At 66.9% G+C, this 21,069-nt stretch carries 14 protein-coding genes and 1 riboswitch; of the genes, 4 read left to right on the forward strand and 10 right to left on the reverse strand.

Going from position 1 to position 21,069, the window contains the following annotated elements:
* Positions 1–1,142, reverse strand: a 1,142-nt coding sequence (locus tag QZS21_RS09295) for a stage 0 sporulation family protein (RefSeq protein WP_295582669.1), incomplete at its 3' end; no start/stop codon positions are given.
* Positions 1,139–1,999 carry a DNA polymerase III subunit delta' gene (locus tag QZS21_RS09300; protein ID WP_295582671.1) on the reverse strand — a complete coding sequence of 287 codons (861 nt, stop codon included), beginning with the start codon at positions 1,997–1,999 and terminating at the stop codon, positions 1,139–1,141. The genes QZS21_RS09295 and QZS21_RS09300, both read right to left, overlap by 4 nt.
* Before the next feature lie 155 nt (positions 2,000–2,154).
* A riboswitch (TPP riboswitch) is annotated at positions 2,155–2,273 on the forward strand.
* 60 nt (positions 2,274–2,333) lie between these two features.
* Between QZS21_RS09300 and QZS21_RS09305 the strand changes: the two genes are divergently transcribed.
* The 3 genes from QZS21_RS09305 to QZS21_RS09315 all read left to right on the forward strand — a co-directional run bounded on the left by QZS21_RS09305 (position 2,334) and on the right by QZS21_RS09315 (position 6,726).
* The gene (locus tag QZS21_RS09305; protein ID WP_295582673.1) at positions 2,334–2,894 is read left to right on the forward strand and encodes an energy-coupled thiamine transporter ThiT; all 561 of its coding nucleotides are present in this window, start codon (positions 2,334–2,336) and stop codon (positions 2,892–2,894) included.
* Positions 2,895–3,106: 212 nt separating this feature from the next.
* Positions 3,107–5,731, forward strand: a complete 2,625-nt coding sequence (gene ppdK, locus QZS21_RS09310) for a pyruvate, phosphate dikinase (RefSeq protein ID WP_295582675.1) — start codon at positions 3,107–3,109, stop codon at positions 5,729–5,731.
* A 194-nt stretch (positions 5,732–5,925) separates the two neighbouring features.
* Positions 5,926–6,726, forward strand: coding sequence for an aspartate dehydrogenase domain-containing protein (locus QZS21_RS09315; protein ID WP_295582677.1), 801 nt, complete (start codon positions 5,926–5,928; stop codon positions 6,724–6,726).
* 91 nt (positions 6,727–6,817) lie between these two features.
* Here the strand turns inward: QZS21_RS09315 and QZS21_RS09320 are convergent, their stop codons facing one another.
* The 5 genes from QZS21_RS09320 to QZS21_RS09340 all read right to left on the reverse strand — a co-directional run bounded on the left by QZS21_RS09320 (position 6,818) and on the right by QZS21_RS09340 (position 14,276).
* A complete protein-coding gene (locus QZS21_RS09320; RefSeq protein ID WP_295582679.1) occupies positions 6,818–7,453 on the reverse strand; it encodes a CatA-like O-acetyltransferase in 636 nt (211 codons plus the stop codon).
* A 268-nt stretch (positions 7,454–7,721) separates the two neighbouring features.
* The gene (locus tag QZS21_RS09325; protein WP_295582682.1) at positions 7,722–8,348 is read right to left on the reverse strand and encodes an aromatic acid exporter family protein; all 627 of its coding nucleotides are present in this window, start codon (positions 8,346–8,348) and stop codon (positions 7,722–7,724) included.
* Between the two features lie 103 nt (positions 8,349–8,451).
* Positions 8,452–9,111, reverse strand: a complete 660-nt coding sequence (locus QZS21_RS09330) for a YoaK family protein (protein WP_295582684.1) — start codon at positions 9,109–9,111, stop codon at positions 8,452–8,454.
* Positions 9,112–9,174: 63 nt separating this feature from the next.
* On the reverse strand, positions 9,175–13,212 hold the full coding sequence (gene carB, locus QZS21_RS09335; protein ID WP_295582686.1) for a carbamoyl-phosphate synthase large subunit: 4,038 nt from the start codon (positions 13,210–13,212) through the stop codon (positions 9,175–9,177).
* Positions 13,212–14,276 (reverse strand): carbamoyl phosphate synthase small subunit, encoded by a 1,065-nt coding sequence (locus QZS21_RS09340; RefSeq protein WP_295582688.1) that lies wholly within the window; start codon positions 14,274–14,276, stop codon positions 13,212–13,214. The genes carB and QZS21_RS09340 overlap by 1 nt, the downstream gene beginning before the upstream one ends.
* Before the next feature lie 238 nt (positions 14,277–14,514).
* Between QZS21_RS09340 and QZS21_RS09345 the strand changes: the two genes are divergently transcribed.
* The gene (locus tag QZS21_RS09345) at positions 14,515–16,806 is read left to right on the forward strand and encodes a PAS domain-containing protein (RefSeq protein ID WP_295582690.1); all 2,292 of its coding nucleotides are present in this window, start codon (positions 14,515–14,517) and stop codon (positions 16,804–16,806) included.
* A gap of 126 nt (positions 16,807–16,932) precedes the next feature.
* On the opposite strand, the gene lepA is transcribed toward QZS21_RS09345, so the two are convergent.
* From lepA to QZS21_RS09360, 3 genes are all read right to left on the reverse strand, one after another.
* Positions 16,933–18,738 carry a translation elongation factor 4 gene (gene lepA / locus QZS21_RS09350; protein WP_295582692.1) on the reverse strand — a complete coding sequence of 602 codons (1,806 nt, stop codon included), beginning with the start codon at positions 18,736–18,738 and terminating at the stop codon, positions 16,933–16,935.
* 24 nt (positions 18,739–18,762) lie between these two features.
* Positions 18,763–19,878 (reverse strand): hypothetical protein, encoded by a 1,116-nt coding sequence (locus QZS21_RS09355; RefSeq protein ID WP_295582694.1) that lies wholly within the window; start codon positions 19,876–19,878, stop codon positions 18,763–18,765.
* A gap of 10 nt (positions 19,879–19,888) precedes the next feature.
* Positions 19,889–21,069 (reverse strand): MBOAT family protein (locus QZS21_RS09360; protein ID WP_295582696.1); only part of this gene is annotated, 1,181 nt, incomplete at its 5' end.

The following is a 21,069-nucleotide window of genomic DNA, read 5'->3' on the forward strand; positions in this document are numbered from 1 at the left end:
TGCTGCTTGGGCGGACGGGGCTTGCCGCCCTGGGACTTCTTCTCCTCCGGCCCCCTGGCCTCCTGCCGGGGGGACTGCTCCTGCCGGGGAGGCTGGTCCCCGGCGGGCTTGCCGCTGCGGCGGCGCCCGCCCCGGTGGCGGCGGCGGGGCTTGCCCCCCTCGCCGCTCTCCACGCCCATCTTCTCCCGGGTGGGGGCGTCCTCCAGCTCCGGTGCGGTGTAGAAGGGCGTGCCGGTGATGACCGGGGCGAGGAACTCCTCCTCCGGCTTCTCCTCCACATACCGGGCGGGCCGCTCGGGAATCTCAATCCCCTCCCGGCTGCCCTTGCCGTTGCGCAGGATGCAGACCTCGCAGCCGTGGTAGCACTTCATGGGCTCCGAGGGGGCGGCGCTGTCCAGGCTGACCTTCATGGTCTCCCGCAGCAGGTCCACGCTCTTCACGTTGCCCGGGCCGTCGGGGGTCTGGACAAAGGACTCGGGCTTGGGCATCCGCTTGGCGGCGTCCTCATAGGCGTTTTGCTCGTATTTCAGGCAGCACATCAGCCGCCCGCAGGTGCCGGAGATCTTGGCGGGGTTCAGGCTCAGGTTCTGGGTCTTGGCCATTTTGATGGAGACGGGCAAAAATCCGTCCAAAAACTGGGAGCAGCAGAAGGGCCGCCCGCAGATACCCAGGCCGCCGATCATCTTGGCCTCGTCCCGGACGCCGATCTGCCGCAGCTCGATCCGGGCCCGGAACACGGACGCCAGGTCCCGCACCAGCTCCCGGAAGTCCACCCGCCCGTCGGCGGTGAAGTAGAAAATGATCTTGTTGCCGTCAAAGCTGGCGGAGACGTTCACCAGCTTCATATCCAGGCCGTGCTCCGCGATTTTCTTCTCGCAGGTGTCGAAGGCCTCGCTCTCCCGCTTCTTGTTGTACTCCACGGTGCGGCGGTCGTTGTCTGTGGCCATGCGCAGCATGGCGCACAGGGGCTTGACGATGGCGGAGTCCTCCACGTCGTGGTTGGCCTCCGTGCAGGTGGCGAACTCCGGGCCCTGGGCGGTCTCCACGATCACCTGGTCCCCCATCTTCACCTGGACCCCCCTGGGGTCGAAATAATAATTTTTACATCCGCTCCGAAAGCGGACGCTGATGACTTCTGTCAAAGGATACCCTCCAATTCCACCGCCAGGGCGCCCAGCACGTGGCCCGCGCCGACGTTGTAGGTGCACTCCCCGCGGTACTTCTGTAACAGTTCTATTGTGCGCATGATTTGCGTTTTTGTCAAGTTTTTCGCAAGAAATACCGCAATTTCCCGGTGCTTTTCCTCCGGCTGCTGTCCGTACAGCAGCAAAAGCGCCGCCGCGAAGGCAGCCCGGCTCCCCTCCAGCAGGGCGGCCAGCTCCTCCCGGGAGATGCGCTTTTTCTCCAGCCGCACCGCCAGCTCCGACACGGCGCCCCGCTTTTTCCGCCCCAGGCAGCGGCACAGCGCCTCCGCCGCCTCCGGCGCCGCCTCTTCGCCCGCCGCCGCCGGGCGGAGCTTCAGCTCCACACACCGGGACCGGAGAGTTTGCAGCACCACGGCGGCGTTCTCCGCGCAGAAGAGGAAGGCGGCGTAGGGCGGCCCCTCCTCCACGATTTTCAGCAGCACGTTTTGGTCCTGCTCCGTCAACAATGCGCAGTCCGGAAAGAGGTACACCTTCCGCCGCCCCTCGTTGGGCCGGATGTAGGCGTCCGCCCGGATCTGGCGCACCACGTCCACGGCGATGTTCTTGTGGGCCTCGTCCCGGACGGTGACCACGTCGGGGTGGATGTCCGCCAGCACCTTGCGGCAGCCGGGGCAGACGCCGCAGGGGCGCCGGTCCTCCCCGGTGCACTCCAGGGCGGCGGCGGCATACCGGGCGGCGGCCAGCCGGTCGCCGCTGCCGGTAAACAGCAGGGCGTGGGACAGCGTCCCCCGGGTGGCGGCCTCCCGGATGCGGGCGGCGGCGGGGTCGGTTTCGGGCAGGCCGAACAGGCTCATGGCGGGTGCTCCTTTCCCTGAGGGATTGGGCGCCGGCCAAAGCGGCGCCGAGGATACTTCATGATACCACACCCCGTCCAAAAAGAAAAGCCGGAATCCGCGCCGCCCTTGACAAACGGCGGGGAATCCCCTACAATCAAAGCCGACCGCAAGACAAGTGAACACAGGGGCGCTGGAAGCTGTTCCGGCTGAGATGCAGAGGCGATGTTGCCGCCTCCGGTCCCTCGAACCTGATCCGGGTAATGCCGGCGTAGGAAGTGAACGACCTTCGTTTCTCCGTACCGCAAGCCCGTTTGCTGGCCTGCGGTACTTTATTTTTTGGGAGGACAAACCGATGACAAGCAAGACCCATCTCCGGGTCCGGATGCTGTGCGAGGGCGCCATCATGGTGGCCCTGGCCCAGATTCTGGCCTATCTCAAGCTGGCGGAGGCCCCCAACGGCGGCTCCATCACCCCCGCCATGTTCCCCATTCTGCTCTTTGCCGTCCGCTGGGGCCTGCGCCCCGGGCTGATGGCCGGCTTCACCTTCGGCCTGCTCCAGCTGATCTTCGACGGAGCCTATGCCTGGGGCTGGCAGTCCATGCTGCTGGACTATCTGGCGGCCTTCACCCCCCTGGGCCTGGCGGGGCTGTTCAAGGGAAAGAAGTGGGGCATTTTCGCCGGCACCGTGGTGGGCTGCGCCGGGCGGTTTTTGGTCCACTACCTCAGCGGCGTCACCATCTACAAAATTCTGGTGCCCACCGCCTTCATGAACTGGACCTTCACCAGCCCCTCCTTTTACTCCATCGTCTACAACGGCGCCTACATGCTGCCCAACACCCTCATCGCCCTGCTGGTCTCGGCGCTTTTATACGTGCCGCTGAAAAAATACCTCCTGGGCCAGGACCTGCGATAACCCCGATTTTCCGCGAAATGGCGGCGCTATGGCACCATAGCGTCGCTTTTTGGCGGATTTGCCGGTTTTTCTCTCACTTTCTTATGTTATTTATGCATTGTTTTCCAAAAAAGTTCCCATTATAATATTATAGTCTTTCCAGACAATCGTTTTCCCAAGGGTTTTAATCGTTTATCTGCTGTTTGGCAGTGACAAAAGACGGAGGAATGAAAATGAGCAAAAAGTATTGTTATCTGTTCACGGAGGGCAACGCCGGGATGCGGGAGCTCCTGGGCGGCAAGGGCGCCAACCTGGCCGAAATGACCAACATCGGCCTGCCCGTCCCCCAGGGCTTCACCATCACCACCGAGGCCTGCACCCAGTACTACGAGGACGGCCAGAAGATCAACGACGGCATCTGCGCCGAGATCATGGCATACATCGAGAAGATGGAGACCATCACCGGCAAGAAGTTCGGCGACCGGGAAAACCCCCTGCTGGTCTCCGTCCGCTCCGGCGCCCGGGCCTCCATGCCCGGCATGATGGACACCATTTTGAACCTGGGCCTCAACGAGGATGTGGTGGAGGTGCTGGCCAAGAAGTCCGGCAACCCCCGCTGGGCCTGGGACTGCTACCGCCGCTTCATCCAGATGTACTCCGACGTTGTCATGGAGGTGGGCAAGAAGTACTTTGAGCAGCTCATCGACCAGATGAAGGAGAAAAAGGGCGTCACCCAGGACGTGGACCTGACCGCCGAGGACCTGAAGGATCTGGCTGGGGCCTTCAAGGCCGAGTACAGGGCCAAGATCGGCCAGGACTTCCCCACCGACCCCAAGGAGCAGCTGATGGGCGCCGTGAAGGCGGTGTTCCGCTCCTGGGACAACCCCCGGGCCAACGTGTACCGCCGGGACAACGACATCCCCTACTCCTGGGGCACCGCCGTCAACGTCCAGTCCATGGCCTTCGGCAACATGGGCGACGACTGCGGCACCGGCGTGGCCTTCACCCGCAACCCCGCCACCGGCGAGAAGAAGCTCTTCGGCGAGTTTTTGACCAACGCCCAGGGCGAGGACGTGGTGGCCGGCGTCCGGACCCCCATGCCCATCAGCCAGATGGCGGAGAAGTTCCCCGAGGCCTTCGCCCAGTTTGAGACGGTGTGCAAGCTGCTGGAGGACCACTACCACGACATGCAGGACATGGAGTTCACCGTGGAAAACGGCAAGCTCTACATGCTCCAGACCCGCAACGGCAAGCGCACCCCCGCCGCCGCCCTGAAAATTGCCTGCGACCTGGTGGACGAGGGCCAGATCACCGAAAAGCAGGCCGTGGCCATGATCGAGCCCCGGTCCCTGGACACCCTGCTCCACCCCCAGTTTGACGCCGCGGTGCTGAAGGAGACCCCCGTCATCGGACAGGCCCTGGCCGCCTCTCCCGGCGCCGCCTGCGGCAAGATCGTCTTCACCGCCGAGGAGGCCAAGGACTGGGCCCAGCGGGGCGAGAAGGTAGTCCTGGTGCGCCTGGAGACCTCTCCCGAGGACATCGAGGGCATGAAGGCCGCCCAGGGCATCCTCACCGTCCGGGGCGGCATGACCTCCCACGCCGCCGTGGTGGCCCGGGGCATGGGCAAGTGCTGCGTGTCCGGCTGCTCCGAGATCAAAATGGACGAGGAGAACAAGTGCTTCGTCCTGGGCGGCAAGACCTTCCGGGAGGGCGACTGGCTCTCCCTGGACGGCTCCACCGGCAAGATTTACGACGGCGCCGTGCCCACTGTGGACGCCTCCATCGGCGGCGAGTTCGGCCGGGTCATGGGCTGGGCGGACAAGTTCCGCCGCCTCCAGGTCCGCACCAACGCCGACACCCCCCACGACGCCGCCCAGGCCCGGACCTTCGGCGCCCAGGGCATCGGCCTGTGCCGCACCGAGCACATGTTCTTCAACGAGGACCGCATCCCCGCCATCCGGGAGATGATCTGCTCCGACACTGTGGAGCAGCGGGAGAAGGCCCTCGCCAAGCTGGAGCCCATGCAGCAGTCCGACTTCGAGGGGATTTACGAGGCCATGGAGGGCTGCCCCGTCACCATCCGCTTCCTGGATCCCCCGCTGCACGAGTTCGTCCCCACCGAGGAGGCGGACATTGAGCTGCTGGCCAAGGATATGGGCAAGAGCGTCCAGGACATCAAAAACAGCATCACCGCCCTCCATGAGTTCAACCCCATGATGGGCCACCGCGGCTGCCGCCTGGCCGTCACCTATCCGGAGATCGCCGCCATGCAGACCCGGGCCGTCATCAAGGCCGCCCTGAACGTCCAGAAGCGGCATCCCGACTGGAAGATGGTCCCCGAGATCATGATTCCCCTGGTGGGCGAGGCGAAGGAGCTGGCCTTCGTGAAGAGCGTGGTGGTGAAGACCGCCGACGAGATCATCCACGCCGCCGGCTCCTCCATGAAGTACCTGGTGGGCACCATGATCGAGATCCCCCGGGCCGCCCTCACCGCCGACGAGATCGCCAAGTCCGCCGACTTCTTCTCCTTCGGCACCAACGACCTGACCCAGATGACCTTCGGCTTCTCCCGGGACGACGCCGGCAAGTTCCTGGGCGCCTACTACGACAAGAAGATCTACGAGAGCGATCCCTTCGCCAAGCTGGACCAGATCGGCGTGGGCCGCCTGGTGGCCATGGCCTGCAAGCTGGGCCGCTCCACCAATCCGGAGCTGCACCTGGGCATCTGCGGCGAGCACGGCGGCGACCCCTCCTCCGTGGAGTTCTGCCACCGCACCGGGCTGGACTACGTGTCCTGCTCCCCCTTCCGGGTGCCCATCGCCCGCCTGGCTGCCGCCCAGGCCGCGATCAAGGAGTGACCCGCCCCCTGCATAACCGGTAAACAAGACGGTCCCCCCGCCCAAGTCGGGCAGGGGGACCGTCTGTTTTTGGTTTTTTGGCCCGTTTTCGTCCTCCTCTGGCATTCCCGGCCCATCTGTGGTAGGATGGAGAAAATCGGGGCGCGGCGGCCCTTAAGCGCCGGTCCCCATCCAACAGGAAAGGAAGACCTCCCATGAACGAACGGAAACGACTGGCCCTGGTGGGCGGCGGCCTGCTGGGCCGCATCATCGCAAAGGCCGCGGCGGACGGCCTGCTGCCGGACTACGACCTGGTGGGCGTATACAGCCGCACCCCCGCCTCCGCAGCGGAGACCGCCGCCCTGGCGGGCTGCCGGGCCTGCGCCTCCCTGGAGGAGCTGCTGGACCTGGCCCCGGACTTTGTGGCGGAGGCCGCCAGCGTCCAGGCCCTCCGAGACCTGGCCCTGCCGGTGCTGTCCCGGGGCATCCAGCTGGTGGTGCTCTCTGCCGGGGCCTTCGCCGACGATGCCTTTTACGAGCAGGTCCGCGCCTGCGCCGCCGCTGGCGGCGGCCGGGTCCACGTGGCCAGCGGCGCCATTGGCGGGTTCGACGTGCTCCAGACCATCACCCTGATGGCCCAGGCCGCCGGCCAGGAGGAAACCGCCGCCGTCCACGCCCGCAAGCGGCCCGCCTCCCTCCAGAACTCCCCCCTGTACCACGAGGGGCTGCTGCAGGCGGAGACCGAGGCCTTCTCCGGCACCGCCCGGGAGGCCATCGACCTGCTGCCCACCCAGGTGAACGTCACCGTGGCGGCGGCCCTGACCACCACCGGCCCCGCCCAGACCGCCGTCCGCATCACCACCATCCCCGGCTTCCAGGGGGACGACCACCGCATCACCGCCGAGGCCTGCGGCGTGCGGGCGGAGCTGGACATCTACTCCGCCTCCAGCACCGTGGCGGGCTGGAGCGTGGTGGCCCTGCTGCGGAATCTGGCCGCGCCCATCTCCTTCCACTGATTTCCCCTTTTGCCGGGGAACGGCGAAGCCCCCTCCCTCCCGCCAAGGCGGGAGGGAGGGGGCTCTTTCCCTGTACTGCGCGCCTCCGGCGTCAGGGGAGCGCCTGAATGAGCGCCTGCACCTCGCTGAAAAAGCGGCACAGGTGGAAGCCGTCCGCCACCGCGTGGTGCAGGTTCATCGTCAGCGGCAGTATCAGCCGGTCCCCCTCCGCCTCGTACTTCCCCCAGGTCACCACCGGCGCCAGGAAGGTCCCCTCGTCAAACACGTGGAGGTCAAAGTGGCGGTAGCGCACCCAGGGCAGGCAGGAGACGTCGAAACAGTTCGGCGGCGGGTCCGGGAGGATGCCGCGGAAGGCCTGGGCCCGCGCCTGGTCGGCCATGCATCGAGCGTGGAAGGTCTGCAAATCCCCGTCGTACGCCGTCACCAGCTTGGTGAACCGCCCGTCCTCCCGGTGAAAGTCGGTGTAGGAGGGGGAGACCTGCTCCCATCGGATGAGGTTCCCCTCGCCGTCCCAGCCGTAGCGGAACTCCTCGTGGGCATTGACCACCTTCGACACCGCCCACAGCATGGCGGGGTAGAACTTCAGGCCGCGCGCCGCCGCGTATGCCGCCAGGGGCGCCACGTCGATGTCCACCGTCAGGCTCATGACCACCCGCAGCTGCCGGATATAGTACTGGAAGAGGCCGCCCCTCTCCCAGGTCTGCAAATCAACCGTTGTATACTTCATTTCCATCTTCCTTTACATGTTTTTTCCCGGGTCTCTCCATGCAAAGCAAGCCGGATTCCTCTCGTCTCTCCCCGCAAGCCATCCGGTCAGGCTCTGCATGGAGAGGCGTCAATGCACCGCTTCATCCGTTCTCCCCCCTCTCCCCGCCCGGTCCGGGCGGCGCCTCCAGCATACCACAAGCGGGGTGCCGCGTCCATCCCATGGAAAAACGCCCGAACGAAGGTTTTCCTCGTTCGGGCGTTTTCCGCAGGGCGCCGGGGCGCACGCCTCAGGCCGGTCCCCCCTGGGGGGTCTGCTCCTCCCCGTCCCGGGCGGCCTGCTCCCGCTCCTTTTCCAGCCGGTGCTCCTCCAGCTCCTCCTCCATGTGGAGGTAGCAGGCCTCCACCCGGCGGAAGGTGAAGCCGCCGGGAAACAGGCTGTTGACGAACAGCGCCGCCACCACGCCGATGCCGGTGTCGAAAATGCGGTTCAGGGCGTAGCTCACATAGCTGTCCACCGGGGTGTTGAACAGCAGGATGCACAGCACCACGCCGCCGGGCTGCACCCCGCCCACCCAGAAAATCTGGCACAGGAGAATCAGCAGCACCGTGCCCAAAAACACCAGGGGCACCAGCAGCAAGGACCGCCCGCCCTCCGGGTAGAAGATCAGGTACACCCGGAACAGGGCGATGCCCAGAAGGCCGCCGATGACGGTGCCGAAGAGGCGGTTTCCGCCGTGGAGCTTGGAGGTCTCCAAATCGCTGCCCATACCGAAAATGGCGCCGATGCAGGCGAAGGCGGGGCTGCGGTCCAAAAAGAAGTACACCAGCGCGCAGAGGGCCGCCGCGATGGCGGTTTTGATGTTGCGCATTCCGATCTTCGGATAGGATCGCTGGGGCTGGTCCGGCGTGCTCATAGCTGCAATCTCTCCCACTTCATCAGGTTGTCCGGCCCGGGGCCGCATATGTGAAAATGATAACACAAGAGGCCGCCTCTGAAAAGGTGCTGCCGCAAATTTTTTACTGGCCGCACATCCACAGGAAGGCGGCGGCCTGGAGTCCCGCCGCCGCCAGCACCGTCCACTGGCCCAGCCGGGGCAGCAGCACCCCGCCCAGGGCCGCCCCGGCCAAAAAGCAGGCGATGACGGCAAAGTAGCACCCGGCGGTCCCCAGGCTCTGTTGCTCCCCCACCGCGCCCCAGCGGTACAGCGCCTCCGTGCCGCTGCGGAGGTTGCCGGTGCACATGGTGGAGGCGAAGGCCCGGCCCCGGACTTTGCGGAAGGCCTCCACCTGCAGGGCGCAGACGAAGGAGACCGCCACGTTCACCGCCCCGTCCCAGGGGCCGAGAGGCACCCAGGCCACCGCCGCCACCAGCGCAATCTCCATTCCCAGCACCGTATGGCGCCAGTGGAACCGGCCGCCGCCCCGCTGGCGGCGTTTCACCGCCTCCGCCACCCACACGCCGCAGGCGAAGGCGGCGATGGGGACGAGATAGCGCCAAACGGCCCCCCAGTCCCCCTCCGCCGCCCGGATGGCCAGCAGCACCATGTTCCCCGTCTGGGCGTTGGCGAAGACCCCGCCCCGGCAGAGGTAGGTGTAGGCGTCCAGCAGCCCGCCGCTGAGGGCCAGCAGCGCCGCCGCGCAGAGGGACTCCGAGCGCTGACAGCGCGATGGCTCCATCGTCTCCGCCTCCTCTCGAAAGGCCGGTGCTCCCCCAAAGGGAGCACCGGCCCGTGTCAACGCTTAATACTCCGCCTCGCCGGTGTAGACCAGCTTGGCGTCGCCGGTGAGGGTGATCTTCTCGTCGGTGTAATTCACCACCAGATCGCCGCCCCGGACCCGGACCGTGATATCGCCGCCCTTGGCGCACAGGCCGCCCGCCACCGCCGCCACCACCGCCGCGCAGGCGCCGGTGCCGCAGGCCAGGGTCTCGCCGCTGCCCCGCTCCCAGACCCGCATTTTGATGGTGCTGGGATTCACCACCCGGATGAACTCCGTGTTGATCCGCTCCGGGAAGTAGGGGGCGTGCTCAAACCGGGGGCCGATGAACTCCACGTCCACCGCGTCCACCCGAGGGCAGAACACCACGCAGTGGGGGTTGCCCATGTCCACGCAGGTGATGTTGTAAGGCCGTCCGCCGATGCGCACGGGGTAGTCCACCACCGTCTGCTCCGGAATGGCGAACCGCAGCGCCGCGGTGTCCAGGGTGGCCCGGCCCATGTCCACGCAGGCGGAGGTGACCTTGCCGTTGGTGGTGTAGAGGCGCACCTGCTTGATCCCCTTGCCCGTCTCGATGGCCAGCTCCTCCTTGCGGACGATGCCGTTGTCATAGAGGTATTTGCCCATGCACCGCAGGGCGTTGCCCGCCATGGCCCCCTCGCTGCCGTCGCTGTTGAACATCCGCATCCGGGCGTCGGCGAGGTCGGAGGATTCCATGAGGATGATGCCGTCGGCGCCGATGCCGTAGTGCCGGTCGCAGAAGGTGACGCACAGCGACTCGGGACAGGTGATCTCCCCGTGGAAGTTCTCCAGGAAGATATAGTCGTTGCCGCAGGTCTGCATCTTGGCGAATTTCAGCCGCTGGCGCTCCGTGCGCAGGTGGCAGATGTCGATGAGCTCCGTGTTCTGCTGGGTGTACCGGGAGGCCAGGATATCCGTCAGGGCGTTGGCGGTGTCCAGGGAGGTGAGACAGGGAATCCCCAGCTGGACACAGCGGTGGTTGAGATGAATGAAGTCCCGGATATAGCTGGGCTCCGTGGAGCCGGTGAGGATCACGTAGTCGATCAGCCCCTCCTCCAGCATCTGAAACACCCGGTTGTCCTTGCCCAGCTTGCCCACCACCTCCACGTCGGTGCCCAGCTGGGAGATCTCGTTGGCGGTGCCCTCGGTTGCGTAGAGCTTGAAGCCCATCTCGTCCAGCTTCCGGGCGATGTTGACAATCTCCGGCTGGTCCCGGTGGTTCACGGAGATCAGCACGCCGCCCCGCTGGGCACGCTCCACCTTGTATCCGGCGGAGACCAGGCCCTTGAAGAGGGCCTCCTGCATGTTCTTGCCCAGGCCCAGCACCTCGCCGGTGGATTTCATCTCCGGAGAGAGGGCGGCGTTGGCGTCGGTGATCTTCTCGAAGGAGAACACGGGGACCTTCACCGCCACGTAGGGGGGCTGCTTGTAGAGGCCCGTGCCGTAGCCCAGGGACTTCAGGGGCTGGCCCACCATGACCCGGGTGGCCAGGTCCACCATGGGCACGCCGGTGACCTTGGAGATATAAGGCACGGTGCGGCTGGCCCGGGGGTTCACCTCAATGACGTACAGCTCCCCCTGGTAGATGAGGTACTGGATGTTGATGAGGCCCTTGGTACCCAGGCTCAGGGCCAGCTTTTCCGAGCACTCCTCGATGACCCGCAGCATCTTGTCCCCGATGGAGAAGGGGGGATAGACGGCGATGGAGTCGCCGGAGTGGACGCCGGTGCGCTCGATGTGCTGCATGACGCCGGGAATCAGCACGTCCTTGCCGTCGGAGATGACGTCCACCTCCAGCTCCTTGCCCATGAGGTACTGGTCCACCAGCACCGGGTTTTCGATCTTGCCGGAGAGGATGACCTCCATATAGGTGCGCACGTCCTCGTCGTTGTGGGCGATGACCATGTTCTGGCCGCCGATGACGTAGGAGGGCCGCAGAAGCACGGGATAGCCCAGCTCGTGGGCGGCGTCCAGGGCGCCCTGCATCCCGGTGATGCCGCAGCCCCGGGGGCGCTTGATGTGGAAGCGCTCCAGCAGCTCGTCGAACCGCTCCCGGTCCTCCGCCATGTCGATGGACTCGGCGGAGGTGCCCAGGATGGGGATGCCGTGGCTGTCCAGGAACTTGGTGAGCTTGATGGCGGTCTGCCCGCCGAAGGCCACCACCACGCCCACGGGCTTCTCCACCCGGATGATGTGCATGACGTCCTCGGGGAACAGCGGCTCGAAGTACAGCCGGTCGGCGGTGTCGTAGTCGGTGGAGACGGTCTCCGGGTTGTTGTTGACGATGACCACCTCGTACCCCAGCTCCTTCAGCGTCCAGACGCAGTGGACGGAGGAGTAGTCGAACTCGATGCCCTGGCCGATGCGGATGGGGCCGGAGCCCAGCACCATGATAACCGGCTTGCCGGAGCGGGGGAAGGTCCGGGACTCACAGAAACGGTCGAAGGAGGAGTAGAAGTAGGGGGTCTCGGCGTCGAATTCCGCGCCGCAGGTGTCCACCATCTTGTAGACGGCCTCCCGGGCGGGCACCGGCAGCGCCGCGGCGCCGGAGAGGCGCAGCAGCGTGTCGTCGGGATAGCCCAGGCGCTTGCCCTGCTCGTAGCGCTCCGCCGTCAGCCCCCCCTTCTCCAGGGCCAGCTCGAAGTCCGCCATCTTTTTCAGCTTGGCCAAAAACCACCGGTCGATCCGGGTGATGCCGAAGATCTCCCCGATGGAGACGCCGGATTTCAGCGCCTCAAACACGGTGAAGAGCCGGTGGTCGTCCACCCGGCGCAGCCGCTCCCAGATGGGGGCGTGGTCCTCCGGGTCCTTTTTGCGGTTCAGGGAGTCCATGCCCACCTCGGCGCCCCGGACGGCCTTCATCAGCGCCATCTCGAAGCTGGGGGCGATGGACATGACCTCGCCGGTGGCCTTCATCTGGGTGCCCAGCTTCCGGGAGGCGTCGGCAAACTTGTCGAAGGGCCACTTGGGCATCTTCACCACGATGTAGTCCAGCGTGGGCTCGAAGCAGGCGCAGGTCTTGCCGGTGATGTCGTTTTTGATCTCGTCCAGGGTGTAGCCCAGGGCGATCTTGGTGGTGATCTTGGCGATGGGGTAGCCGGTGGCCTTACTGGCCAGGGCGGAGGAGCGGCTGACCCGGGGGTTCACCTCAATGACCGCGTACTCAAAGGTGTCCGGGTTCAGGGCCAGCTGGCAGTTGCAGCCGCCCACGATGCCCAGGTGGGTGATGATGTCCAGGGAGGCGGAGCGGAGCATCTGGAACTCCTTGTCCGCCAGGGTCTGGGTGGGGGCCACCACGATGGAGTCGCCGGTGTGGACGCCCACGGGGTCCAAATTCTCCATGGAGCAGACGGCGATGACGTTGCCCACGCCGTCCCGCATGGTCTCAAACTCGATTTCCTTCCAGCCGAAGATGGCCTTTTCCACCAGAATCTGGGTGATGGGGGAGGCGTCCAGCCCCGTCTGGGCGATGATTTGCAGCTCCGCCGGCGTCTCTGCGGCGCCGCCGCCGGCGCCGCCCAGGGTGAAGGCGGGACGGACGATGACGGGATAGCCGATGCGCTCCGCCACCTCCAGGGCTCCCTCCACCGTCTCCGCGATGTCGGAGGCGATGACCGGCTGGCCGATCTCCGCCATGGCCTCCTTGAACAGCTCCCGGTCCTCCGCCCGGGAGATGGCCTTGGCGTCGGTGCCCAGCAGGCGCACACCCTGCTCCTGCAAAAAGCCCTCCTTGTCCAACTGCATGGCCAGCGTCAGGCCGGTCTGGCCTCCCAGGCTGGCCAGCACGCTGTCGGGCCGCTCCTTTTTGATGATGCGCTTGATGGTGTCCACGGTGAGGGGCTCCAGGTAGATCTCGTCCGCCATGGCCTGGTCGGTCATGATGGTGGCAGGGTTGGAGTTGCACAGCACCACGTTGACGCCGGCCTCCTTGAGGATGCGGCAGGCCTGGGCGCCGGCGTAGTCGAATTCTGCGGCCTGGCCGATGACGATGGGGCCGGAGCCGATGACAAGGACCTTTTTGATACTGGTGTCCAGCGGCATTACCGCTCACCCCCTTTCATGAGTTCCACAAACCGGTCGAAGAGGAAGGCCGTGTCCTTGGGGCCGGTGCAGGCCTCGGGATGGAACTGCACCGTGAAGGCCCTCAGGTCCGGATAGTCGATGCCCTCACAGGTGCCGTCGTTGGCGTTGGCGAAGGAGACCGTGCCCCGCTTCACCGTGGCGGAGTCCACGGCGTAGCCGTGGTTCTGGCTGGTGATATAGGTCCGCCGGCCGCTCAGGTCCCGGACGGGCTGGTTGACGCCCCGGTGGCCGTATTTCAGCTTGTAGGTGGCGCCCCCCGCCGCCAGGGCCGTCAGCTGGTGGCCCAGGCAGATGCCGAAGAGGGGCACCTTGCCAAGCATCTCTTGAATCTGCCGGATGGCGAAGACGTTTTCCGCCGGGTCCCCGGGGCCGTTGGAGAGCATCACCCCGTCGGGCCGGGCCGCCAGAACCGCCTCCGCCGGAGTGGAGGTGGGCAGGACGGTGACGGCGCAGCCCCGCTTTTGCAGCTCCCGGATGATGTTGTGCTTGGCGCCGTAGTCGATGAGGGAGACGCGGAAGCGCTCCTCCCCCTCCGCCGGGCAGAGCCGGGGCTCCCGGCAGGTGACGGCCTCCACCACGCCGGTGACGGCGTAGGTCTCCACCGCCTTGAGGTCCGCAGGGACCTGGTCGCAGAGCACGGCGTTCATGACGCCGTGCTCCCGGATGATCCGGGTCAGCTCCCGGGTGTCCACGCCCCAGAGCCCCGGCACCCCCTGCTCTTTCAAAAAGGCGTCCAGGTCGCAGTCCGTGCGGAAATTGGAGGGGGCATCGCACCACTCCCGGACCACGTATCCCCGCACGCAGCACGCGCCCTCGAAATCCTCCCGGATGATGCCGTAGTTTCCGATGAGGGGATAGGTCTGCAGGACGATCTGTCCCGCGTAGCTGGGGTCCGTCAAGGTCTCGATATACCCGCACATACCGGTGGTGAAGACCAGTTCTCCCACGGTATCGGCGTCCGCTCCGAACCGGATGCCCTCAAACACCCGGCCGTCCTGCAACACCAAATAGCCCTTCTTCATAGCTTCCTCCCGCATCTGACCGCATGACGTCAATTTTACCTTATTTTAAGCTATTATGACGGTTTTTCCCACAACAGTCAATCATTTCTCACCCCGGGGGGATAGACTTTTCCCCCCGAGAGGTATTACTTTTTGTGCATTTCGGAGAGCCTTCCCCCCCTGCGGCGGAATGACGTTGCACCCGGGGCGGCGGTGCGATATAATAGAAGTGATTTTTTCCTGGAAAGGCGGGGGCGCCGTGGCCAAGCATCTGGACAAGTTCACAAAGCCCTTCTCCCACAGCCGCATCCCCTTTCTGCTGGCGGAGATCCGGGCCAACGGCCGGGGGGAGATGGTGGATCTGGTGTGCCGGTTCGCCAACGACGCCGCCGGGGAGCTGCTGGGCCTCTCCGCCAGGGAGCTGCGGAACCTGACCTTCACCAGCCGCTTCCCCGCCGGGCAGCTGGAGGCCCTACGGCCCCTGGAGCACGTGGCCTTCTCCGGCTCCGCCGCCTCCTTTTCCTACACCACGGTGCTGGGCCGGGCCCTGTCCGTCACCTGCTACCAGCCCATGTACGGCCTGGCGGCCTGCCTGCTGGACCCCGCCCGGGACGGCGATGAGGTGCCCGTCGGCCAGCTGGCGGACCACCTGCCCATCCCCGCCGCGGTGCTGGAGCTGAGCCGCAGCGGGTTGCGGCTGCTCACCTGCACCCCGCCTCTCTCCGCCCTCACCGGCTGGAGCCGCCGGGAGCTGCTGGATCTGGCGGCCCCGGACTTCACCCGCCTGGTGGAGCCGGAGGACGTCCCGGACCTGCTGCAATCGCTGCTGGACGCCGTCCGGGATGGGCGGGGCGCCGCCCACGAGTGCCGCCTGCGGCGGCGGGAGGGCCCAGCGCTGTGGGTGGATGTGCGGGCGGAGCTGCTCCACACCCGGGAGGGGGTCTCCACCTTCTACGCCGTGCTGCTGGACATCGACCACCGCCGCCAGAGCCAGCTGCGGCTGCGGGAGACCCTGGACAAGCTCCACGACTCCCAGTCCCAGCTCTCCGCCCTGTTTGACCATCTGCCCGGCGGCTACTGCCTCCTCCGGCGGACGGCGGAGGGTGCCCTGGTCCCCCTGCGCATCAGCCGGGGGCTGTTGGCGCTGCTGGGGGAGGACCCGGACGCCCCCGCGCCCCCGCCCGCCGGCGGCCCCCTGACGCGGGTGTTTCCCGACGACCGGGAGGAGCTGGCCGCGGCGGCGGCCCAGGCCCGGGCCCGTGGCATCTCCCTCCGCCGGGACTGCCGCCTCTGCCGCCGGGACGGCGGGCAGGTGTGGGTGCGCGCGGAGGCCCTCTGGCGGCCGGAGGCGGCGGGGGAGCTGATCTACGCCGCCTGCTTCGACATCACCGACGCCAAGGAGCTGGAGGGCCAGCTCCAGTTCCACCGCCAGCTCTGCGACCTGCTGCTGGACCGGCCCCACCTCCTGCTGCTGGACTACGACCCCGCCGCCGACACCGCCCGCATCGAAACCCGGGACGCCACCGGCCACCGGACCTTCCGCATGGCGGGGGGCTACCTCTCCTCCTCCGGCGAGACCAGCTTCATCCACCCCGACGACCGCCGGCGCTTTGCCGCCGCCGTGAAGCGGGCGGCCACCCGCCCCGCGGCGGAGCCCCTGGAATACCGGGGGGATTACGACAGCCAGGGCTGGCGGTGGTACCGGGTGTCCTGGCTGCGGCAGCTCAGCAGCCGGGGCGACGTGGTCCGCCTGCTGGGCCGGGCGGAGGACGTCACCGCCCAAAAGGCGCTGGACGCCCGCTTTCAGCAGCTGAAGGCGGGGCAAAAAAAGCTGGCCCCCGGCGTGCTGGCCCTGGCCCGGCTGGACTTGACGGAGGACCGTATTCTGGATGCCAAGGGCCTCAGCCGCCACGTAAGCCGGGTGCTCTTCGGCAACACGGCGGACGCCTGCCTGCGCCACCTGCGGGACAATGTGCCCGAAGAGGCGGAGCGCCGGGCCTTCCACACCTGCTTTTCCCGGGAGGCCCTTCTCTCCGCCTTCCGCCAGGGGCAGACCTGCCAGACCCTGGACCACCGCTTTTGGACGGACCGGGACCGCAGCCTCTGGGCCCGCACGGAGATCCAGCTTCTGGAAGACCCGGCCACCGGCCGCCTCACCGCCTTCTGCACCGTCCGCAGCGCCCAGGAGGACCACCTGCCCGCCGCCATCCTGGAGGCCCTGGCCCGGGACTACGACGCGGTTTTGACGGTGGACGCCGCCTCCGGATGCTGCCGCCTCTGGGGCCGCGGGCCCGATCTGCCGCCCCAGGCCGCCTACCGCGCCCTGGCGGCCCAATGCCTGCGGAGCCAGGCCCCCACCCCCCGGCGCACCGCCCTCCGGCGGGCCACCCGGCTGGAGACGGTCCTCTCCCAGCTGGAGGGCCGGGAGACCTACCGCTTCTCCTGCTCCTTGGACCTGCCCGGCGGCGCCGGGCCCCGGGAGGTCTCCTGGCGCTGGCTGGACCGTGCGGCGGGCATCCTCCTGATGACGATTCGGCCCGTCTGCACATAAAGACCCCCGGGCCTGACGGATCAGGCCCGGGGGTCTTTTGCGCGGGAACCCGGGCGACGCCCGGGTTCCCGCCGTTTTCTGCTGAGACACGCCCTCCGGCTGCCACCCCTGGGATGGCGGGCAAGCTCACTCGTCCAGTTTCAGCACCGCCAGGAAGGCCTCCGTGGGAATTTGGACGCTGCCCAGGCTCCGCATCTTCTTCTTGCCCTCCTTCTGCTTTTCCAGCAGCTTCTTCTTCCGGGTGATGTCGCCGCCGTAGCACTTGGCCAGCACGTCCTTGCGCATGGCCTTCACCGTCTCCCGGGCGATGACCCGGCCGCCGATGGCCGCCTGGACGGGAATCTCGAAGAGCTGGCGGGGGATGTTCTCCTTCAGCTTCTCGCACAGCCGCCGGGCCCGGGCGTAGGCCTTGTCCTTGTGGGCGATGAAGCTCAGGGCGTCTACACCGTCGCCGTTGAGCTTCAAATCCACCTTCACCAGCTCGCTGGGCCGGTAGCCGGAGAGCTCGTAGTCCAGGGAGGCGTAGCCCTTGGTATTGGCCTTCAGGGTGTCGAAAAAGTCGTAGATGATCTCGTTGAGGGGCATCTGATAGTGCAGCTCCACCAGGTGGGTGTCCAGATACTGCATGTCCTTGAACTCCCCCCGGCGGTCCTGGCACATGGGCATGATGTTGCCCACGTACTCGTTGGGGCTGATGATGGAGACCTTCACATAGGGCTCCTCCGCCCGCTCGATCACGGCGGGGTCCGGGTAGTTGTGGGGATTGTCCACCAGCACCTGGGTGCCGTCGGTTTTGTACACGTGGTAGATGACGGAGGGCAGCGTGGTCACCAGATCCAGATCGAACTCCCGCTCCAGCCGCTCCTGAATGACCTCCATGTGGAGCATCCCCAAAAAGCCGCAGCGGAAGCCGAAGCCCAGGGCCGCGGAGCTCTCCGGCTCGAAGGAGAGGGAGGCGTCGTTGAGCTGCAATTTCTCCAGGGCGTCCCGCAGGTCCGGGTACTTGGAGCCGTCCTCGGTGTAGATGCCGCAGTAGACCATCGGCTGCACTGGCCGGTAGCCCGGCAGGCTCTTCGCCGTGGGCCGGGCGGCGTCGGTGACGGTGTCGCCCACCCGGGTGTCCTGGACGTTTTTGATGCTGGCGGTGAAGTAGCCCACCTCCCCGGCCTCCAGAGCGTCGCAGGGCTCCATGCCCAGAGGCAGGAGGTGGCCGCACTCGATGACCTGGTAGACGGCGCCGGAGGCCATCAGCTTCACCGTCTGGCCGGTGCGCAGGGTGCCCTCCACCACCCGCAGATACACGATGACGCCCCGGTAGCTGTCGTACTGGCTGTCGAAGATCAGGGCCTTCAGGGGGGCGGCGGCGTCTCCCCGGGGGGCGGGGATGTTGCGCACCACGTCCTCCAGCACCTCGTCGATGTGGATGCCCATTTTGGCGGAGATCTCCGGCGCGTCCATGGCGGGCAGGCCGATGATGTCCTCCACCTCGTGCTTGGCCTTCTCCGGGTCGGCGGCGGGCAGGTCGATCTTGTTGAACACCGGCAGGATCTCCAGGTCGTGCTCCATGGCCAGGTAGGTGTTGGCCAGGGTCTGGGCCTCCACCCCCTGGGTGGCGTCCACCACCAGCACCGCCCCCTCGCAGGCGGCCAGGGACCGGGAGACCTCGTAGTTGAAGTCCACATGGCCCGGGGTGTCGATGAGGTTCAGCTCGTAGAGCTGGCCGTCCCGGGCCCGGTAGTCCAGCTTCACCGCCCGGGCCTTGATGGTGATGCCCCGCTCCCGCTCCAAATCCATGTTGTCCAGCAGTTGGTTTTCCATCTGCCGCTGGCTCACCGCCTCGCACTTCTCCAGCAGCCGGTCCGCCAGGGTGGACTTGCCGTGGTCGATGTGGGCGATGATGCTGAAATTGCGAATGTTGGCCTGTTTTGTCATATGCGTGAACCTCCGTTTGGGGCATTACGTTCCGTCTTCTCCGCCGGGCTGCCAGACGATGGGGGCGCCGTGGGCAATGTTCCACGCCCACCAGTACTCGTCCGTCCACAGCTGGTCGTAGTCATAGTGTACCACAAATTCCCGCCAGTTGGCGAGGGTCTTCTCCATATTTTCCTGGGTCAGGCGGCTCTCCCCCGCCCGGATCTTCTCCAGCACCAGGCCGTCGGCCTCGCCGGAGCAGTGGATATAGTCGCAGTAGTAGTCCAGGTTCCCCACGATCTCCTCGTCCATCAAAAACCCGTACAGCCGGACGTTCTCATAGGGCAGCAGCGTCCGGCAGGCCAGGTCCAGGGCGGCAAACACCGCGTCCGTCTCCCCCAGGCGGTTCATCTTGTCCCAGTAGAGCAGGCTGTAGGGCGGGAAGAAGATGGAGAACTCCGTATCCGGGTGGGCCTCCAGCCAGCGGCACAGCACCGCCAGATTGGCGGCGGCGTTCTCCAGATACGCGTCCGCCGCCGCGGCCTCCGCCGCCGGCTCTGGCCGGTCGTAGTTCTCCAGGGCGGTCATGTGGTTCCACCAGATGCCCGCATCCCAGGTGAAAGCGTCGTCCAGGGGGGTGCCGCCCCCCTGATGCCGGGCCAGCAGAGCGTAGGCGCTGTAGTAGAGGGTATCCCGGTTCAAAAAGTACCGCAGGTCGTCCAGGGGATTGGCGTTGTAGAGGTATTCCGGCAGGGCACCGGTGAGGCCGCTCTCGTCCCGGGTCAGAATGTTGGCGTCCAGGCCGAAGAGGACCCGCTGGGGCGGGTGGGCCCGGAAGGCGGCCTCCAGCACCGTGTCGAACTCGCTCATGTAGCCGTCGGGCACCGTCAGCTTCACGGCCCGCCCGCCGAACACCGCCTCGATCTGGCTGGGCCGGTAGTTGGCCACCATGGAGGTGCCCAGCACCACCGTGTCCGCCCGGGCGTGGCGGAGGAGGCCGGCGTTCTGGTACCGCTCGTTGAAAAACACGGCCCGGCCGCTCTCCGGCAGGCGGAGGTACAGGCAGGGGTCCGCCGCCCAGACGAACCCCCCCGCCGCCGCCAGCAGCAGGCATATGCCGCCCAGCAGGCCGCAGGCCCAGCGTTTGTAAGAATGTCTCACGGGGCCCTCCTCAGAAATTGGAGTAGATGAAGGTGGTGATGCCGGAGAAGGACAGGACGCACCAGCTCCCCAGCACCGCCAGCGCCGCCCCCCGCCAGAGGGTGGGGCGGAAGGTGTCCATCCGCCGGATGGTGTTCCCCGGCAGCAGCGACGCCCAGGCGGCCGCGGCGCCGATGCCCCCCAGGGCCAGCCAGGCCAGCGGCTCCGCCAGGGCGGGGGCCGCCGCCGCCAGAGCCGTCTGCTCCGCGGACAGCAGCCCCTCCAGCAGCCACGCCTCCGGCAGGGCTAGCCCCCCGGACACGGCGGCGGACATCAGCGCCCCGGCGGCCGGGAGGTCGGGGGCCCGGAAAAATACCCAGGCCACGTTGAGGAACAGGAATGTCAGCCCCCAGCGGAGGGCTGCCGGCAACCGCTCCCGGCCTACGCCCCAGGCCCGCTCCAGAATCTGGGCCAGGCCGTGGAGGCCGCCCCAGACCAGAAAGGTCCATCCGGCGCCGTGCCAGAGGCCGCTGGCGAGAAACACCAGCAGAATGTTGGCGTAGGTCCGCCCCCGGCCCCGGCGGCTCCCGCCCAGGGGAATGTACAGGCACTCCCGCAAAAAGGTGGTGAGGGTGATGTGCCACCGCTTCCAGAACGCCCCCACGCTCAAGGCGCGGTAGGGGGAGTCGAAGTTCACCGGCAGGCGCACCCCCAGCAGCCGGGCGGCGCCGGCGGCGATGTCGCAGTAGCCGGAGAAGTCCAGGTAGAGCTGGAAGGTATAGGCCAGCATCACCAGCCAGGCCGCCGGGGCGGAGAGGTCCCCCGCCCGCGCCCAGCCGTTGTTCACCACCACGCCCAGGGGATCCGCCAGCAGCACCTTTTTCACCATGCCGCAGCAGATGGCGTACAGCCCGGCGGCCAGGTCCGTCCCGTCCGGCGCCAGGCACTTCTCCCTTTTCAGTTGGGGGAAGAAGGCCCCGGGCCGCAGGATGGGGCCGGAGGTGACGGTGGGGAAAAAGAAGGCGTACAGGGGCAGCGCCCCCGCCTGGTCCGGCCGGAACTCGCCGGTATAGGCCTCCTTCAGCAGCCAGAGCTGCTGGAAGGTGAAAAAGCTGAGCCCCAGGGGCACCCAGGACGGCGCCACGGCGCCGCCGGTGAGAAAGCCGGTGTATTTGAACGCCGCCAGCACCGCCAGGTGATACCCCGCCGCCA

The organism is uncultured Oscillibacter sp. (genome assembly GCF_900544955.1).
Taxonomy (GTDB): domain Bacteria; phylum Bacillota; class Clostridia; order Oscillospirales; family Oscillospiraceae; genus Oscillibacter.

Bases quoted from the DNA above. Each gene is read 5' to 3' on its own strand.
- QZS21_RS09300 (WP_295582671.1), bottom strand. From the start codon at position 1,999: ATGAGCCTGTTCGGCCTGCCCGAAACCGACCCCGCCGCCGCCCGCATC.
- QZS21_RS09305 (WP_295582673.1), top strand. From the start codon at position 2,334: ATGACAAGCAAGACCCATCTCCGGGTCCGGATGCTGTGCGAGGGCGCC.
- ppdK (WP_295582675.1), top strand. From the start codon at position 3,107: ATGAGCAAAAAGTATTGTTATCTGTTCACGGAGGGCAACGCCGGGATG.
- QZS21_RS09315 (WP_295582677.1), top strand. From the start codon at position 5,926: ATGAACGAACGGAAACGACTGGCCCTGGTGGGCGGCGGCCTGCTGGGC.
- QZS21_RS09320 (WP_295582679.1), bottom strand. From the start codon at position 7,453: ATGAAGTATACAACGGTTGATTTGCAGACCTGGGAGAGGGGCGGCCTC.
- QZS21_RS09325 (WP_295582682.1), bottom strand. From the start codon at position 8,348: ATGAGCACGCCGGACCAGCCCCAGCGATCCTATCCGAAGATCGGAATG.
- QZS21_RS09330 (WP_295582684.1), bottom strand. From the start codon at position 9,111: ATGGAGCCATCGCGCTGTCAGCGCTCGGAGTCCCTCTGCGCGGCGGCG.
- carB (WP_295582686.1), bottom strand. From the start codon at position 13,212: ATGCCGCTGGACACCAGTATCAAAAAGGTCCTTGTCATCGGCTCCGGC.
- QZS21_RS09340 (WP_295582688.1), bottom strand. From the start codon at position 14,276: ATGAAGAAGGGCTATTTGGTGTTGCAGGACGGCCGGGTGTTTGAGGGC.
- lepA (WP_295582692.1), bottom strand. From the start codon at position 18,738: ATGACAAAACAGGCCAACATTCGCAATTTCAGCATCATCGCCCACATC.